Source organism: Mycobacterium kyogaense (assembly GCF_003254575.1).
Lineage (GTDB): Bacteria > Actinomycetota > Actinomycetes > Mycobacteriales > Mycobacteriaceae > Mycobacterium > Mycobacterium kyogaense.
In genome coordinates this window covers 56848-72958 of the sequence record NZ_QJUA01000028.1, presented here as the reverse complement: position 1 = coordinate 72958, position 16111 = coordinate 56848, and the positions used below count along the sequence as shown (strand labels likewise).

18 protein-coding genes are annotated in these 16111 nt (G+C 69.5%); 6 read left to right on the top strand and 12 right to left on the bottom strand.

The features are described from left to right. Positions 1 to 130 precede the first annotated feature (130 nt). From DMB80_RS18720 to grcC1, 3 genes are all read right to left on the bottom strand, one after another. Complete coding sequence (locus DMB80_RS18720) at positions 131 to 589, bottom strand: hypothetical protein (protein WP_111511240.1); 459 nt, start codon at positions 587 to 589, stop codon at positions 131 to 133. A 64-nt stretch (positions 590 to 653) separates the two neighbouring features. Continuing rightward, positions 654 to 1532: a zinc metalloprotease HtpX gene (gene htpX, locus DMB80_RS18715; protein WP_111511231.1), complete on the bottom strand. Its 879-nt coding sequence runs from the start codon at positions 1530 to 1532 to the stop codon at positions 654 to 656. Positions 1533 to 1609: 77 nt separating this feature from the next. Continuing rightward, positions 1610 to 2617: a nonaprenyl/(2E,6E)-farnesyl/geranylgeranyl diphosphat synthase gene (gene grcC1 / locus DMB80_RS18710; protein ID WP_205538771.1), complete on the bottom strand. Its 1008-nt coding sequence runs from the start codon at positions 2615 to 2617 to the stop codon at positions 1610 to 1612. A gap of 21 nt (positions 2618 to 2638) precedes the next feature. Between grcC1 and menJ the strand changes: the two genes are divergently transcribed. From menJ to ygiD, 3 genes are read left to right on the top strand one after another with little or no spacing between them, the layout of a single operon-like run. Beyond that, positions 2639 to 3859 carry a menaquinone reductase gene (gene menJ / locus DMB80_RS18705; protein ID WP_111511229.1) on the top strand — a complete coding sequence of 407 codons (1221 nt, stop codon included), beginning with the start codon at positions 2639 to 2641 and terminating at the stop codon, positions 3857 to 3859. Then, the gene (locus DMB80_RS18700) at positions 3856 to 4269 is read left to right on the top strand and encodes a GAF domain-containing protein (protein ID WP_111511228.1); all 414 of its coding nucleotides are present in this window, start codon (positions 3856 to 3858) and stop codon (positions 4267 to 4269) included. The genes menJ and DMB80_RS18700 overlap by 4 nt, the downstream gene beginning before the upstream one ends. 26 nt (positions 4270 to 4295) lie before the next feature. Next, positions 4296 to 5135: a 4,5-DOPA-extradiol-dioxygenase gene (gene ygiD, locus DMB80_RS18695; RefSeq protein ID WP_205538775.1), complete on the top strand. Its 840-nt coding sequence runs from the start codon at positions 4296 to 4298 to the stop codon at positions 5133 to 5135. Positions 5136 to 5139: 4 nt separating this feature from the next. Here ygiD and DMB80_RS18690 read toward each other — a convergent pair whose 3' ends face one another. Both DMB80_RS18690 and DMB80_RS18685 read right to left on the bottom strand, forming a co-directional pair. Further along, positions 5140 to 6198, bottom strand: coding sequence for an alpha/beta hydrolase fold domain-containing protein (locus tag DMB80_RS18690; RefSeq protein ID WP_111511226.1), 1059 nt, complete (start codon positions 6196 to 6198; stop codon positions 5140 to 5142). A 90-nt stretch (positions 6199 to 6288) separates the two neighbouring features. After that, a complete protein-coding gene (locus tag DMB80_RS18685) occupies positions 6289 to 6975 on the bottom strand; it encodes a demethylmenaquinone methyltransferase (protein WP_111511225.1) in 687 nt (228 codons plus the stop codon). Between the two features lie 65 nt (positions 6976 to 7040). On the opposite strand from DMB80_RS18685, the gene DMB80_RS18680 reads away from it, so the two are divergent. Beyond that, positions 7041 to 7865 carry an SDR family oxidoreductase gene (locus DMB80_RS18680; protein ID WP_111511224.1) on the top strand — a complete coding sequence of 275 codons (825 nt, stop codon included), beginning with the start codon at positions 7041 to 7043 and terminating at the stop codon, positions 7863 to 7865. Here DMB80_RS18680 and DMB80_RS18675 read toward each other — a convergent pair. Together DMB80_RS18675 and DMB80_RS18670 are read right to left on the bottom strand one after the other, a co-directional pair. Next, positions 7862 to 8488, bottom strand: coding sequence for a class I SAM-dependent methyltransferase (locus DMB80_RS18675; RefSeq protein WP_111511223.1), 627 nt, complete (start codon positions 8486 to 8488; stop codon positions 7862 to 7864). The two genes, DMB80_RS18680 and DMB80_RS18675, sit on opposite strands and share 4 nt — an antisense overlap. A gap of 69 nt (positions 8489 to 8557) precedes the next feature. Beyond that, complete coding sequence (locus DMB80_RS18670) at positions 8558 to 9685, bottom strand: glycosyltransferase family 4 protein (protein ID WP_111511222.1); 1128 nt, start codon at positions 9683 to 9685, stop codon at positions 8558 to 8560. A gap of 91 nt (positions 9686 to 9776) precedes the next feature. On the opposite strand from DMB80_RS18670, the gene DMB80_RS18665 reads away from it, so the two are divergent. Then, on the top strand, positions 9777 to 10463 hold the full coding sequence (locus DMB80_RS18665; RefSeq protein WP_111511221.1) for a DsbA family protein: 687 nt from the start codon (positions 9777 to 9779) through the stop codon (positions 10461 to 10463). Here the strand turns inward: DMB80_RS18665 and DMB80_RS18660 are convergent. The 3 genes from DMB80_RS18660 to DMB80_RS18650 are packed head-to-tail and all read right to left on the bottom strand — an operon-like array spanning position 10445 to position 13394. Next, positions 10445 to 10972, bottom strand: a complete 528-nt coding sequence (locus tag DMB80_RS18660; protein ID WP_046363016.1) for a DUF3592 domain-containing protein — start codon at positions 10970 to 10972, stop codon at positions 10445 to 10447. The genes DMB80_RS18665 and DMB80_RS18660 overlap by 19 nt on opposite strands. Next, a complete protein-coding gene (gene menD / locus DMB80_RS18655) occupies positions 10969 to 12609 on the bottom strand; it encodes a 2-succinyl-5-enolpyruvyl-6-hydroxy-3-cyclohexene-1-carboxylic-acid synthase (RefSeq protein ID WP_111511239.1) in 1641 nt (546 codons plus the stop codon). Before menD ends, DMB80_RS18660 begins: the two co-directional genes overlap by 4 nt. A gap of 2 nt (positions 12610 to 12611) precedes the next feature. Continuing rightward, positions 12612 to 13394, bottom strand: coding sequence for an alpha/beta fold hydrolase (locus tag DMB80_RS18650; RefSeq protein WP_111511220.1), 783 nt, complete (start codon positions 13392 to 13394; stop codon positions 12612 to 12614). Positions 13395 to 13509: 115 nt separating this feature from the next. Here DMB80_RS18650 and DMB80_RS18645 point away from each other — a divergent pair, with 115 nt between their 5' ends. Then, the gene (locus tag DMB80_RS18645) at positions 13510 to 14367 is read left to right on the top strand and encodes a type IV toxin-antitoxin system AbiEi family antitoxin domain-containing protein (RefSeq protein WP_111511219.1); all 858 of its coding nucleotides are present in this window, start codon (positions 13510 to 13512) and stop codon (positions 14365 to 14367) included. Here the strand turns inward: DMB80_RS18645 and DMB80_RS18640 are convergent. Both DMB80_RS18640 and DMB80_RS18635 read right to left on the bottom strand, forming a co-directional pair. After that, positions 14342 to 15103, bottom strand: a complete 762-nt coding sequence (locus tag DMB80_RS18640; protein ID WP_111511218.1) for a DJ-1/PfpI family protein — start codon at positions 15101 to 15103, stop codon at positions 14342 to 14344. The genes DMB80_RS18645 and DMB80_RS18640 overlap by 26 nt on opposite strands. Positions 15104 to 15117: 14 nt before the next feature. Then, on the bottom strand, positions 15118 to 16080 hold the full coding sequence (locus tag DMB80_RS18635) for a GlxA family transcriptional regulator (protein ID WP_111511217.1): 963 nt from the start codon (positions 16078 to 16080) through the stop codon (positions 15118 to 15120). Positions 16081 to 16111: the final 31 nt, after the last annotated feature.

Below are 16111 nucleotides of genomic sequence, written 5' to 3'. Positions count from 1 at the left end.
GTCCTCAACGCGGCAGCCAGACCTGCCGCGTTGAGGACACCGGCCGCGGCCAGGCACGCCGCGCCGACAAGAGCTCTGCTCGACACCGTCACAGACTAGATGTCGCCGCAGCGTGCGGCAGTGTTAGCGCTCAGTACGAATAGGTGCCGGTCGGGCTGATGACGAAGCCCGACTGGTCGACGGTGTTCACGCACGAGGTGATCACGCCGTCGGTGCCACAGCTGACGGTGCGGAAGCTCATCCGGGTGTTGGGCGGCAGCGGCAGCGGGTCGGCCGTCGCGCCGTACATCGGGCCGGCCGCGTTCGCGAACCCCGGCGGGCCGCCCGCCCAGCCGCTCACGACGTTCGCGCCGCCGGGAGCACCCGGCAGCACTCCGTTGCAGCCGTAGTTGCCGGACTGCCTGTCCATCACGCACGTCACTCCCCCCGGCGCGGCGAACGAGTACCAGGCGCCATCCGGCGAGGCGAACGGCTGCGGATTGACCGGCGGCAACGCGTTGACGTTCAGCGGGGACGGATCTGCCGAAGCGACAGCCGGCGCGGTGAGCGCGGCCGCGGCCGCGACACCGATCAGGATTCGGGTCAGCACGCCCGTCACCTTAAGCGGGCGGCCCCACGCTGCGCATCGCCAGACCCAAAGTCTGACGGGCCCGTCAGTACTGGCCCGGCCCGCGGCCCGCCATCGCCTCCAGCCGCGCGATCCGGTCGGCCATCGGCGGATGGGTGGCGAACAGCTTGCCGATCTTCTCGCCCGACCGGAACGGGTTGGCGATCATCAGGTGCGCCTGGTCGGCCAGCTGCGGCTCCGGCGGCAGCGGCGCCCGCTCCACCCCGGCGCTGATCTTGCGCAGCGCGCTCGCCAGAGCCAGCGGATCACCGGTCAGCTCCGCACCGGACTGATCGGCCTGGTACTCCCGCGAGCGCGACACCGCCAGCCGGATCACCGTCGCAGCGATCGGGCCGAGCAGCGAAACCAGAAGGATCGCAAACGGATTGGTGCCACCTTCACGGTTGCCGCCGAACATGCTCGCGAAGAACGCGAGGTTGGCCAGCGCAGTGATCACCGACGCCATCGCGCCGGCCACACAGCTGATCAGGATGTCGCGGTTGTAGACGTGAGACAGCTCGTGGCCGAGCACCGCCCGCAGTTCCCGCTCGTCGAGCATGCCGAGAATGCCCGTCGTGCAGCACACCGCGGCGTTACGCGGATTGCGGCCCGTCGCGAACGCGTTCGGGGCGGCGGTGTCGCTGATGTAGAGCCGCGGCATCGGCTGACGCGCCGTGGTCGCCAGCTCCCGCACGATCCGGTACATCACCGGCGCCTGCATCTCCGTGACCGGCTGCGCATGCATGGCGCGCAGTGCCAGCTTGTCGCTGTTGAAGTAGACGTAGGCGTTCATGCCGATCGCGAACAGCACCGCGAGGAACATGATGTTGCGACCGAACATCGCGCCCACGGCCACGACCAGTCCCGAGAACAGCACCAGCAACAGGAACGTCTTCGCCCTGTTGGCGTGCGGATGCCACGTCATCGACGACTCCTCCTATGACCTGAAGAACTCATATGTCCCTCCAACGCCCGGGCAGGCCGCACAGGTTCCGGGCGGGCTCAGCCGTGCCGGTGGATCGTGTAATCGACCAGTGTGGCCAGCGCCTGACGGCCAGGGCCGTCGGGCAGAGCGGCCAGTTCCGCCTCGGCCTGGCGCGCGTACTCGGCCACGGTCTCCTTGGCCTTGACGATGCCCTGTGACGCCCGCAGCAGCCGCAGCGCCTCCGCCACGTCGGCGTCGTCCTCGAGGGGACGGGCCAGGAGCTCGCGCAGCCGGTCCGCGTCGGGGCCCGTCTCGCGCAGCGCGTAGAGCACCGGCAGCGTGTGCACGCCTTCCCGCAGGTCGGTGCCGGGCACCTTGCCGGACTCGTCGGGATCACTGTCGATGTCGATGATGTCGTCGGAGATCTGGAACGCCGTGCCGACGATGCCGCCGAGCCGGGCCAGGCGCTCGATCTGCTCCTCGTCGGCGCCGGAGAACGTGGCCCCGAAGCGGCCCGAGGCGGCGATCAGGCACGCCGTCTTCTCGTAGACCACCTTCAGGTAGTGCTCGACCTCGTCGACATGCTCGGCCGCGCCCCTGGTCTCCCGCATCTGGCCCGTGACCAGCAGCGCGAAGGTGTCGGCGATGATGCGCACCGCCTCGGGTCCCAGGCGGCTGACCAGTCGCGACGCCGTCGCGAACAGGTAGTCCCCGGCCAGGATCGCGATGTTGTTGCTCCACCGGGCGTTGGCGCTGGCGGCACCGCGGCGCACCTGCGCCTCGTCCATCACGTCGTCGTGGTACAGCGTGGCCAGGTGGACCAGCTCGATGACGGCGCCTGCGACGGTGACCTGCCACGAGTCGGGGTCCGGCCCCAGGCGAGCGGACAGCACCGTGAACAGCGGGCGGAACCGCTTGCCGCCGGCCTGGAACAGGTGCGTCACCGCCTCGGCCATCAACTCGTCGGCGCGGCCGAGTTCCTCCGACATCAGCGCTTCGATCCGGGCCACTCCGTCACGGACGTCCTGGGCGAACTCGGCATCGCCGAAATCCACTCCCGCCACCACGTTCGCCGGTGTCCTCACACAGCCAACATACTGGGAGCCATGCACACGAGCGCTGATGTGGTCGTCGTCGGAGCCGGTCCGGCCGGTTCGGCGGCGGCGGCGTGGGCCGCCCGCGCGGGCCACGAGGTGCTGGTGCTCGACGCCGCGACGTTCCCCCGCGACAAGGCGTGCGGGGACGGCCTGACCCCGCGCGCCATCGCCGAGATGCGGCGGCTGGGCCTCGACAGCTGGCTGTCCGGCCGGGTCACCCACCACGGATTGCGGATGTCGGGCTTCGGCGCCGACGTCGAAGTCCGCTGGCCGGGTCGATCGTTTCCGCCCATCAGCAGCGCGGTGCCGCGTCTCGAACTCGACGAGCGCATCCGGCTGGTGGCCGTCGACGACGGCGCCAAGATGAAGCTGGGCGTCAAAGCCGTTGACGTGCAGCGTAGTTCGGACGGGCGGGTGTCGGCGGTGGTGCTGGACAACGGCGAGGTGGTGGGGTGTCGCGACCTCATCGTCGCCGACGGAGTGCGCTCGGGTCTGGGCCGCGCCCTCGGCCGGCAGTGGCACAGGGACACCGTCTACGGCACCGCGATCCGCGCCTACATCGCCACGCCGCGGCACGACGAGGAATGGATCACCTCCCATCTGGAACTGCGATCCCCGACCGGCGAGGTGCTCCCCGGCTACGGCTGGATCTTCCCGCTGGGCACCGGCGAGGTGAACATCGGCGTCGGCGCGCTGGCCACGGCGAAGCGGCCGGCCGAGGCGGCACTGCGGCCATTACTGAATCATTACGTTGCGCTGCGCCGCGACGAATGGGCGTTCGACGGCGAGGTGCGGGCGGCGCGCTCGGCGCTGTTGCCGATGGGCGGGGCGGTGTCCGGCGTGGCCGGCCCGAACTGGATGCTGATCGGCGACGCCGCGGCGTGTGTGAACCCACTCAACGGCGAGGGCATCGACTACGGCCTGGAGACCGGCCGGCTGGCCGCGTCGATGCTGGGCAGCGGCGACTACTCGCGAGCGTGGCCGGCGGTGCTCGACGGGCACTATGCCCGCGGGTTCTCGATCGCGCGCCGGTTGGCGCTGCTGCTGACGTTCCCACGGTTCCTACCCGCGACGGGCCCGCTGGCCATGCGGTCCTCCGCGCTGATGACGATCGCGGTACGGGTGATGGGCAACTTCGTCACCGACGACGACGCGGACGCGGTCGCACGGCTCTGGCGCGGCGCGGGCAGGCTGTCGGAGCGGGTGGACGCGCGCCGCCCGTTCACGTGACGCTCGTTTACCGGGCGCCGATGCGCTCGCGCGATGACGGCATCGATCCGCAGCTGGCGCGCGACCGGGCCTTTACACGGGGGCTGTGTGGGTTCGGTCGGATCGATGTGCCCGAACGGCGGGTGGAGCGCTTCGCCGCGGCGCCCGACGGGTCGTTCGTGTGGACCCGCGACGAGGACGGCCTGTTCCGGCTGGGCCGCTTGGACGGGCCGTACTTATACGACGCCGACGGTGAGGACGTTGACCTGGTACACGTGCGGCCATGCCGGTGGCGGGATGCTCCCCTGGTCGAAAGCCGCTGCCCGGCAGCTGTCCTCGCGACGTATGCCCGCGGAGGGCGGAACTTCCAGCAGATCCACGACGCGCAGGTGGGTGCGGAGACTCTGCGCGTGTGGAATTCGACGGCTTGAGGGTGGAGGCTGGACACATGGACCTGATGCCCGCGGCGTTCATCGGGCACGGCAGCCCGATGAACGCTCTCGAGGTGAACCGCTACACCGCGGCGTGGCGGGAATTCGGCGCCCGTGTTGCCCGACCGCGCGCGATCCTGGTCGTCAGCGCTCACTGGTACATCAACGCGACCGCGGTGACGACGATGGCGCGTCCGCGGACGATCCACGACTTCTACGGCTTTCCGCAGGAACTGTTCGACGTGCAGTACCCGGCGCCAGGCCTCCCCGAATTGGCCGAGGAGGTCAGCGAGGTCGTGCACCCGACCTGGATCGGCGCCGACGTGGACAGCTGGGGTATCGACCATGGCACGTGGTCGGTGCTCGTGCACGCGTTCCCCGATGCGTCGATCCCCGTCGTCCAGCTGTCGATCAACGCCGACAAGCCGCTCGACCACCACCTCGAACTGGGCGCGAAGCTGGCGCCGCTCCGTGAGCGCGGCGTCCTGATCCTGGCCAGCGGTAACGTGGTTCACAATCTGGGTGCGATGGACTGGAAGCTCGACACCGGCTTCGACTGGGCCCGCAGGTTCGACGACGCAGCCAGGGAGCTGATGCTCTCGCAGCCGTCCGACGCCGTGAGGTTGCAGGGCCATGCCGACTTCCGTGCCGCGGTGCCGACACCCGACCACTTCATCCCGTCGCTCTACCTCGCGGGCCTGGCCTCGGCGAGCGATGACGAGGTGGGCGTGCTCGTCGACGGCTACTCCTACGGCTCGCTGTCGATGACCGCGTACACGCTGGGGATCACCGGAATGACTGGCACGGAGATGAACTCGCCTGCTCAGCAGCCACCGCACGCTCCCGCCGACGCATCGAACATCTGACCGCTCAGGCCAGTGAGTGGGCGAATCCGCTGACGTCTCTGATGCTGGCTGCGAAGACGTCCGGCATCGCGTGCGCCAACAGCAGATCGCCGCCGTGGCAGGTACCCGCCACCACGCGACCCATCGCCGGCACCCCCGCCCGCACCAGCCTGCGGTAGTACTGCAATCCCTCGTCGCGTAGCGGATCGAGCTCGTTGACCGAGATGACATGCGGGGGCAGACCGGACAATTCGTCATCGGTGGCAACGTATGCCCAGCATGTCGCATCGTCGACGAAGCGCCGGTCGGGATCGTAGAGCGAACCGAGGATCGCCAATTGCTCACGGCTGACGAAATATTCGTCGTTCTCCTCCAGCGACGGAAGATCATCACAGGCTTCCTGCCACCTGTTGGAGATGAACGGGCACTGCGCGTAGAAGCCCGCGATCTCGCCGACCCATCCCTCGCGTTTCGCCCTGTGCGCCAACGTCAATGTGAGGTTTCCCCCGCCGGACTCACCGTTGACGACGATGTGGCTGACGCCGAGCTCGGCGCGACGCTCGCCGACCCAGCGGGCGGCCGTCGCACAGTCGTTCAGGCCGGCGGGAAACGGGTGCGGGCCGAGCGCGCCGCCCGAATTGCGGAACTCGACGCCGACCACTACCAGGCCGGTGGCGGCGAGCTGCTCGCGCAGCCGGACATAGGGCATATCGGCGGCGCTCGCGATCGCCATACCCCCGCCGTGGAGGTGCAGGATCGCCGGGAGGGGACCGCTCGCCTCCGTGGGCCGGCTGATGAACAGCATGATCTCGTTGCCGTCGACGCCGGAGATCATCGTCGTCGAGGTGGTCACGCCCGCGGGTTGAGCGATGTCGGCTGCCAGTGCGGCGAAGAACGCACCGATGCCCCGCTCGCTCATCGTCGCGTAGGCGAGCCGATCTTCGAGTGGCGAGTCCGCGCTCAGGCCGGACGACGGCAGCCGGCCGTCGAGGCCGAAGGCAGCGAATGCGGCGACCATGCGGGGGTCCGACCGCGGGTCGGTGGCCAGAGTGGCGTCGGGATCGGCGTGGCGTCCGTGCGGCATGGGCCTGACGCTACGTTCGCGGGCCGCGAGCGCGCGCCAAAGTACACAAATGGCGGCGTGTCTACGTGCAGACGCGCGCGCTCGCCGAAATCAAGGACGGGTGGCGGTGTGCAGCGCCACGATCCCGCCCGTCAGGTTGCGCCACGCCACGTCCTTCCAGCCGGCAGCCTGGATGCGACGGGCCAGCTCGGCCTGATCGGGCCACGCGCGAATGGACTCGGCGAGATAGACATACGCGTCGGGGTTCGACGACACCGCGCGAGCGATCCGCGGCAGCGCCTTCATCAGGTATTCCTTGTACGTCGTCGCGAACAGACCGTTCGTCGGCGTGGAGAACTCACAGACCACCAACCGGCCACCGGGACGCGTCACCCGCGCCATCTCGCGCAGCCCGGCCACATGGTCGACCACATTGCGCAGTCCGAAGCTGATCGTCACCGCGTCGAAGACGCCGTCGGCGAACGGCAGCTTCGTGGCGTCCCCCGCGACCTTCGGCACCCGCCGGCCCGCCCCGGCGGCCAGCATTCCCACCGAGAAGTCGGCCGCCACACACCACGCGCCCGACGCGGCCAGCTCGACCGTCGACACCGCCGTCCCCGCGGCAAGATCCAACACCCGATCGCCTGGGCCGACCCCGAGCGTCTCGCGAGTGACCCGCCGCCAGAACCGATCCTGTCCGCCGGAGAGCACCGTGTTCGTCAGGTCGTAGCGCCGCGCCACGCCGTCGAACATCGACGCGACCTCATGGGGGTCCTTCTCCAGCGACGCACGGTTCACAACCGCGAACGTATCACCGCCGGGAATCGGGAATGGATGCTAGCGGCGAGGGCATTGAACCGCTCATGAGCGAAAAAGTGTGGTTCATCACCGGTGCATCCCGCGGCTTCGGCCGCGAATGGACGATCGCCGCCCTCGAGCGTGGCGACAAGGTCGCCGCCACCGTTCGTGACCTGGCCAGCCTCGAGGATCTCGCCGCCAAGCACGGCGACGCGCTGCTGCCGCTGCAGCTCGATGTCACCGACCGGGAGGCCGACTTCGCGGCCGTCGCGCAGGCGCACGAGCACTTCGGCCGGCTCGACATCGTCGTCAACAACGCCGGCTACGGACAGTTCGGCTTCATCGAAGAACTCTCCGAGTCCGACGCCCGCGACCAGATCGAGACGAACGTGTTCGGCGCCCTGTGGATCACCCAGGCCGCATTGCCGTACCTGCGGGCGCAGCGCAGCGGCCACATCATCCAGGTGTCGTCGATCGGTGGCATCACCGCCTTCCCGAACGTCGGGATCTATCACGCCTCCAAGTGGGCGCTCGAGGGCTTCAGCCAGGCGCTGGCCCAGGAGGTCGCCGATTTCGGCGTGCACGTCACGCTGATCGAGCCGGGCGGGTTCTCCACCGACTGGGCCGGCTCCTCGGCCCGGCACGCCGCCGAACTGCCCGACTACGCCGACGCGCACGCCAAGGCGGCCGAATCGCGGGCGTCGCGCAGCTCCAAGCCCGGCGATCCGCAGGCCTCGGCCCGCGCGATCCTCAAGGTCGTCGACGCCCCTGAACCGCCGCTGCGGGTGTTCTTCGGAGAGCTGCCGTTGCAGCTGGCGACAGCCGACTACGAGAAGCGTCTGGCGACGTGGAAGGAGTGGCAGCCGGTGGCCATCGAGGCGCAGGGCTAGATCGCGGCGAGCTCAGCGATGCCGCGATCGCCGAAGACCTCGACGTCTTTGAGCCGCAACGAGACTCGCTGACCGAACTCCTCGAGCGCGTCGAGACCGACCGTCGCCCACGAGAACCACGGGCCGACCTGGGTCTCGGACTCCAGACGCTGCATCGTCGTCTCCGTACCGGTGGCGCCGGGATCGAACTCGACGACGCAGTGGCCGCCGTCGCGGAGCAGGGCCCGGCAGCGGTTGAGCAGCCGGAGCGGATCCGCACCCATGCCGATGGTGCCGTCGGCGAGCACCACCGTCTGCCACCAGCCTTCGCGCGGGAGCTCGTCGAAGACGTCGCCGCGCAGCGCTCGGGCACCGCGCCGCCCGGCCAGGTGGACCGCGACGGCCGACTGATCGATGCCCAGTGCGGGGATGCCGTGGCGGGTCAGCCACGCGACGACGCGTCCGGGCCCGCAGCCCAGGTCGATGGTCGGTCCCTCACATCGCGCCACCAGGGCCGCGTCGCAGGGATCGTCGTCGCAGTCACCGAGCCAGCGCTCGACGGGCAGTTCCCGCGTCTGGTAATCGGCGCCGCGGACCCAACAGCGTTGTCCGCCGAGAGCGGCCTCGTAGACCGTACCGATCATCGAAATCCCCGCTCTCCGCTGAGCCGCCCGCAGCCCGGCTTTGATACCCGGTGGGGATACGGGGCAAACTCAGGCGGCGCGAACGCCCCGGCGACCGGCCACTTCGTGGTAGTGCCCGAGGAGCTCGTCACAGATCACCGGCCAGGTGCGACCGAGCACACTGCGCCGCGCCGCGAGCGAGTAGCGCCGCCGCTCGTCGATCAGGTGGTCGACCGACGCGGAGAGCCGCTCGGTGAACTCGGCCACCGGCAGCAACAGTCCGGTTCGGTACGGGGCCACCAGATCGCGCGGGCCGCCCGCGTCGGGGGCGATCACCGGCACCCCGGAGGCCATCGCCTCCTGCACGGCCTGACAGAACGTCTCGTGTTCGCCGGGGTGGACGAAGACGTCCATGCTGGCGTAGGCCGTGGCGAGTTCGGCGCCGTACAGCGCGCCGGTGAACACCGCGTTCGGCAGCTGGGCTTCGAGCTTCGGCCGGTCCACGCCGTCCCCGACGACGACGACCTGGACATCGTCACGTTGCGCCAGTACGGCCAGCCGCTCCACGTGCTTCTCGGGCGCCAGCCGGCCGACGAAGCCGACGACGGGTTTCCCGTCGGGCGACCACGTTCGATGCAGCGCGTCGTCACGTGCCGACGGGGCGAACCCGGTGACGTCCACGCCGCGCGCCCACCGCTGCACCCGCGGAATGCCATGCGCCACAAGATCGTCCATGGCTGCGGTGGACGGCGCGAGAGTGCGGTCGGCTTTGCTGTGCAACCGGCGGGTCCACGCCCACGCCGCATGCGACATCACGCCGACGCCGTAACTCTGCGCGAAACCGGCCACATCGGTCTGGAACACCGCCACCGTGGGGACGCCCAGATACCGTGCCGCGTGCACACCGCCCCAGCCCAGCAGCGCCGGCGACGCCAGATGAACCACGTCGGGATCGAACCCGCGCAGCACACCCACCATCCGCGGGCGCGGCACACCCAGCGGCAGCGAGGTGACCTTGGGGAACATCATCGACGGCACGCGGTGGATGCGGACACCGTCGTGCACCCGGTCGGCGGCGGGCTCACCCCGCGGGGTGTCGGGGGCGATGACCAACACCTCGTGGCCGGTGCGACGAAGATGCTCCATCACCCGAAGCACCGAGTTGGTGACGCCGTTGACATTCGGGAGGAACGACTCTGCGACGATTGCGACGCGCACGTCCCGACGGTGACAGCACGATCTGTCCCAGAGGTTGCGGGCAGGGATATGTCGCGCGAATTGCCCGTGGTGCGGCGTTATTCTTCCCGACATGCGGACAACGCGGGCGGTGCGTCTCCTGATCGTGATCGGGCTGCTGCTCGGCACTGTCGGCTGCGCGAAGGAGGTCACCGGCACCGCGCGCCCCGATCCCGTCCGCGCTCCGTTGGCCCTCTCGGACGACGGTTTCGGCATCGTCGCCGGATTCGACGACGCACCCGCGCAGATCGAGATCTTCACCGAACCGCAGTGCACCCACTGCCACGATCTGCAACAGCAGTTCGGCGACCAGATCGCGTACTACCTGGCGGTGGGCGGGGCGCAGGTCACCTACCGCCCCCTCACGTTCCTCGACGAGGAGGGGCAGGGCTACTCGGCAGCGGTGGTCAACGCCATGTTCGCCGCCGCCGAACCCGCCGGTGACGCGACCACCTCAGCTGTCGATTTCCAGCACTTCGTCGAAGAGCTGTGGGCACAACAGGATCCGGGCGGCCCCGCATTCAGCGGCGATGAACTCCGCACCATCGCACGAACCGCGGGGCTTCCAGAACCGGTGGCCGACAACATCGCCCGCGCGCAAGAGATCGTCGACATCGACGCCTTGGAGCAGAACAACTTCGACCTGCTCTACAGCGCGGACTCGGCCAACGTCGGCACACCGACCGTGGTCGACGTGGACACCGGGGAGAAGGTCGACATCTCCGACGACGACTGGCTCGTTCAGCTCGTCGCGTCCTGAGGCACCGGGGGTGCATCGATACGCCGCTGCACCAGCGCGGTGACGCCCAGCGCGGCGCCCGCGACGAGCCATCCCACCACCGCGATGGAACCCGCCGGGATGATCGCCAGTGAGGCGTCACGATCCTGCACCCGGACGAGATCGGGGTTGTTGACGTCGTATTCGACGTAGATGCGCATCCCGTTCTCCAACTCCGACGGGTACAGCACACCCAGTTCCGGCCGATAGGTCACCCGGTCGGGAGTGACGAACTCGATCGTCGAGCGCCGCGGACCGGCGTCGAGCACCGTGGCTTCGGCGACCCCCATGTGCCTCTCGATCTGACGATCGTTGCGCCACGCGCCCACCATCAGCAGCACCGACTGCAGCGTCACCAGACACGCCAGCGCCACGATGCCGATCCGAATGCGGCGCAGCACCCGACCGCGACGCGTCTCCCCCGGCTCTCCGTACAGGTGCGGAATGATGAACTGCCACAACGTCTTCAGACGCGCGAGCAGAGCCGTCACAGGGCGGCCTTGATCGACGCGTGCAGCGCTCGCAGCGACGACCGGTCCGCCTTGACCTCCAGCACCCGCATTCCCTCATGGGGCTCGTCGAGCGCCGCGGCGAGTTCGCCGGCCTCGATCTGCCGGTTCTCCACGTGGTAGGCGCGACACAACGCACCCACATCGACGTCGTGCGGGGTGCCGAAGATGCGCGAGGACACGTCGGCGAAGCGCGGATCGCCCTGCTCGAGCACCTCGAAGATGCCGCCGCCGTTGTCGTTGGACACCACGATGGTCAGCGCGGTCGGTGTCGGCTCGGTAGGCCCCACGAGAAGGCCCGAGCTGTCGTGCACGAACGTGAGGTCGCCGATCAGCGCGATCGTGCGGCCGCCCGTGACACGTTCGTGGGCCAGGGCCGCCCCGATGGCCGTCGACACCGTGCCGTCGATCCCGGCGACGCCCCGGTTGGAGCGGACCGTCACGTCGGGGGTGTTGAAGCCGACCAACGCGATGTCGCGCACCGGATTGCTCGCGCCGAGCACCAGTTGATCACCCGGACGTACCGCGTCGGCCACCGCTTCGGCGACATGCAGACCCGTGGTCAGCGGATGCGCGGCGAGCTGGCCGCGCACCGCCTCACACGCCTGCCGATGCGCCTGCGCGCACCGATCCCGCCACTCTCGGCTCGGCTCACCTGAGGTGACCGCGCGCGTACCCGTCGCCTGCGAGTTGCCCGAGACGTCCGGCCACCGCGGTCCGGTGGTCAACGCGTACACCGGGATCGACGGGTCGGCCAGCAGCGCCGACACCGGACGATGCAGGGTCGGGCGGCCGAGCATGATGACCTGCTGCGGCCGAATCAGGTTCAGCGCCAACGGATGCAGCGGATTGGCCGCATACGGCGCGGTCGGCTCGGCGACCGTGGGCAGGTGCGCGAGATTGGGGTGCGCACCGGCGCCGTGGCCGGCGATGACGACGGTGTCGGGGGTGATGTCGATGTCGAGCGGCTGGTCGAACGTCACCGGCGGGGTCAACGTCCACGGCCGGCCGTCAGGGCGGCCCTCCGGGGCGTAGGGGGCTCCGGGTTCGTCGGGCGCCGGCACCAGCGGCTCACGCAGCGGGATGTCGAACTGCACCGGGCCGGCGTTGGCGGAGCGCGATCCCGTGGCGGCGACGAGCACGCGGCACGTCGCCGAGCGCCACTGGGCGTTCAGCGACGCCATCTTCTCCGGAACGTCCTCGGCGAGACCGAGGCTGATGTTGGCCCGCATCTGGGTGCCGAAGTAGCCGAGCTGCTCGAAGGTCTGATTGGCGCCGGTGCCGAGCAGCTCATAGGGCCGGTTGGCGCTCAGCACGATCAAGGGCACGCGAGCGTAGTTGGCCTCGACGACGGCCGGGCCCAGGTTGGCCACCGCGGTGCCCGACGTCATCGCCACGCACACCGGCGCACCCTGCGCGACTGCGAGGCCGATGGCGAGGAAGCCTGCGGTGCGCTCGTCGATGCGGACGTGCAGCCGCAGGCGCCCGGCGCGATCAGCGTCGTGCAGGGCGAACGCGAGCGGAGCATTGCGCGAGCCCGGGCACAACACGACGTCGCGGACGCCGCCGCGGACGAGCTCGTCGACGACCACCCGAGCCTGCGCGGTCGAGGGGTTCACCACTACAGGGTATCGGCGAAGAAATTGAGGATCGCGGTGTTGACCACCTGTGGCTTCTCGATGAAGCCGAGGTGGCCGGTGCCGGGGATCTCCAGGAACGTCGCGTTGGGCATCGCGTTGGCCACCTCGCGGCCGAGGTAGGCGGGCAGCACGACGTCGTCGGCGAAACCGATCACCAGCGCGGGCGTCTGCACGTTCTGGTAGGCGGCCAGCCGGCTGCTCTGCGGGGCGATCGACAGCTGCGTCCGCATGCCTGGGGTGGGCTTCTGCGGCCACATCGTGAACATGTCGATCCAATCCCGGATCGCATTGTCGTCGTTCAGCGTCTTGGGCGAAAAACTTTCCAGCAGGCGCACTTTCGCCTCGAACTCGACAGGAAGTTCGATCCCCGACCGGGCCAGCGCCTCTTCGCCACGCCAGAAGAAGTCCCGCGCGCGATCGTGGCGGCCGCGGGTGGCCATCAGCACCGCTGAGCGCACCAGATCGGGGCGGGCCACCATCAGCTCCTGGGCGATGTAGGAGCCCATCGACAACGCGACGATGCGCACCGGAGCCAGGCCCAGCTTCTCGACGATGTCGACGACATCGCCGACCATCGTCTCGGTGGTGAACCCGTCGGCGTTCTCCGTGGCACCCACGCCGCGGTTGTCGAACGTCACACAGCGATAGCCCGCGCGGGCGAACACCGGCACCTGATGCAGATGCCAGGTGCGACCAGCGCCCCCGCGGCCGGCGATGAAGAGCACCGGATCGCCGGTACCGCGATCGTCGTAGGCCAAATTCACCCCGACGACGCTACTGGACTGCGATTTCGGCGTGCTTGTCGACGGTCAGCGACGACGAACACGCCGAAATCGCCGGAGACGGAACCGCGTGGGCGTCTGGTGCGTCCGTTCATGCATGCTCGATGACTATTTTCGACGTCACGATGGCGTCATCACGCTCGCTCAGGCCCGGGCTGCCGGCCTCAGCCACGCCGCTGTGCAGCGGCGAGTCACCTCCGGCCGTTGGGTGCGGCGCGCTCGTGGCGTGTACTCGGTGAACGACCAGCCGTTCACTGATGCCGCCCGCATCCGGGCAGCGGTGTGGGGCTACGGTCCCGAGGCTGCCGGCAGCGGACTGACTGCCGCGTGGTGGCACGGCTTGACCAAGTTCGCGCCAGAAATGGTCGAGATCACCGTTCCGCGCAACAGCAATGGCCGACAGCACGCCGGCTGCGTGCCGCGACGACGTGACCTCCCCTCCAAGGATGTCTCTGAGGTCAAAGGCCTGCGCGTGACAAGCCTGGCGCTCACGGTGGTCGAGGCCGCAGCACGCAAGGGCGGTGGTCCGAGGCTGCTCGACTCAGCCCTGCAGACGACGGTTGACCTGCCGCCGTTGTGGCAAGCACACCTGCGCCACAAGGGTCGCTACGGTGCGCCGCGATCCCGACGACTGCTCCAGGCAGCCGACCATGGCGCCCGGTCAGCGGCCGAGCGACTCCTGCTCAAGCTCCTCCGAGCCGCAGGAATCACCGGGTGGCGGGCGAACTATCCGGTCGGCGGCTATCGCGTCGACGTGGCGTTTCCCGCGGCGAACGTCGCCATTGAGGTCGACGGGTTCGCATTCCACAGTGGCGCAGCGGAGTTTCAGATCGACCGCACTCGCCAGAACGACATCGTGCTGCTCAATTGGCAGATACTCCGATTCACCTGGCTGGACCTGACGGAATACCCAGAACGGGTGATCGCTGTCATCCGGTCGGCGATTTCGGCGTGATTGCCTTCGTTGAGCGACGACGAGCACGCCGAACTCGCACGGAGTGGAGGGCGGCGTCCCACATCAGGCCGCCCGCGGCCGCGATCGACGCGGGTGTGGCCAGGTCGCGGCTCATCAGCGCGGTGGCGGCGGCCTTGGTCGACGCGGACGCCTTCGACATGTGCCCGGAGTCGAACGGCGGCTGCGGGTCGTACTCCATCGACAGCTGGATGACCTTCGCCTTGGCCTCACCACCGATGCGGCCGGTCAGCCACAGCCCGAGGTCGATGCCGGCCGACACGCCGGCGCAGGTGACGATGCGCTCGTCGGCGGCCACGATCCGCTCGTCACCGACCGGGGTCACCCCGAACGTCCGCAATACCGGCAGCGCCGCCCAGTGCGACGTCGCCCGCTTCCCGGTGAGCAGCCCCGCGGCGGCCAGGATCACCGACCCCGAACACACCGACGCCGTCCATGTCGACGTCTCATGGGCGCGGCGCACCCACTCGAGCACCTTCTTGTCGCGTGCGTGCTCGAGCGTGGTCATGCCGCCGGGGATCAGCACGATGTCCGGCGACGGGGTCTCGTCGAAGGTGTGCGTGGCCCCGACGAGCAGCACCCCGGAATCCGCGGCGATCGGCCCGGTGTCGTGCCAGACGAAGCGGACCTCGGTGTCGGGCAGCCATCGCAGGCATTCGTAGGGTCCGATGAAGTCCAGCGCGGTGAAGCCGGGGTAGAGCACAATCGCGACCTGCATGGTCGGATCTCCTTTCAGGCGAACGTTTTTCGATAGCGGTCTGGGGACACACCGAGGCGGCGGACGAAGTTGCGGCGCAACGTCTCGGCGGTCCCGAACCCACACCGCGCGGCGATCACGGCGACGGGGTCGTCGGTCTCCTCCAGCTGACGGCGGGCCGCCTCGACGCGGACCCGCTCCACGTAGGCGCCGGGCGCCTCACCGACCTCGTCGGTGAACACCCGGGTGAAGTGCCGCGGGCTCATCGCCGCACGACGCGCCAGCTCGGCGATGCTGTGCGCGTCACCAGGTGCGGCCTCGATGGCCTCCTGCACGTCGCGGATCGGGGTGCGGCGGGCGCGCGGCATCCACACCGGTGCCGCGAACTGCGTCTGACCACCCGGCCGCCGCAGGTACATCACGAGGTGGCGGGCGACCGTCTGCGCTGCGTCGGTGCCGAGATCGTCCTCCACCAGTGACAACGCGAGGTCGATGCCCGCGGTGACGCCCGCAGCCGTCCACACCCGCTCCGAGCTGCGGACGAAAATCGGATCCGGGTCGACGGTGATGGCCGGGAACTCCGATGCCAGCTGCGGCGCGAACGCCCAGTGCGTGGTGGCCACGCACCCGTCCAGCAGGCCCGCCTGCGCGGCCAGCACCGCGCCGCTGCACACGCTGACGACGCGGCGGGCGTGCGGCGCGACAGCGACGATCCAGTCGACGAGGTCGGCGTCCTTGCGGGCAGCCTCTGTGCCGCACCCGCCGGGCAGCACGACAGTGTCGACGGATCCGTTGGGATCGGGGAGCGATTCGGCGACGAGCGTCAGGCCGGTCCCGGTGCTGACCGGTTCGCCGCGCACGGAGACGACGCGGACGTCGTATCCGTCGGCGCCGACGCTGCCGGCGTACAGCGAGGCCCCCGTGAACACGTCGAACGGGCCCACCATGTCGAGTGCCTGCACACCCTCGAAGCCGAGGATCAGGACCTGCCGCGCCATGATCCTCAGTCTCGGGGACGGGCATCATGGC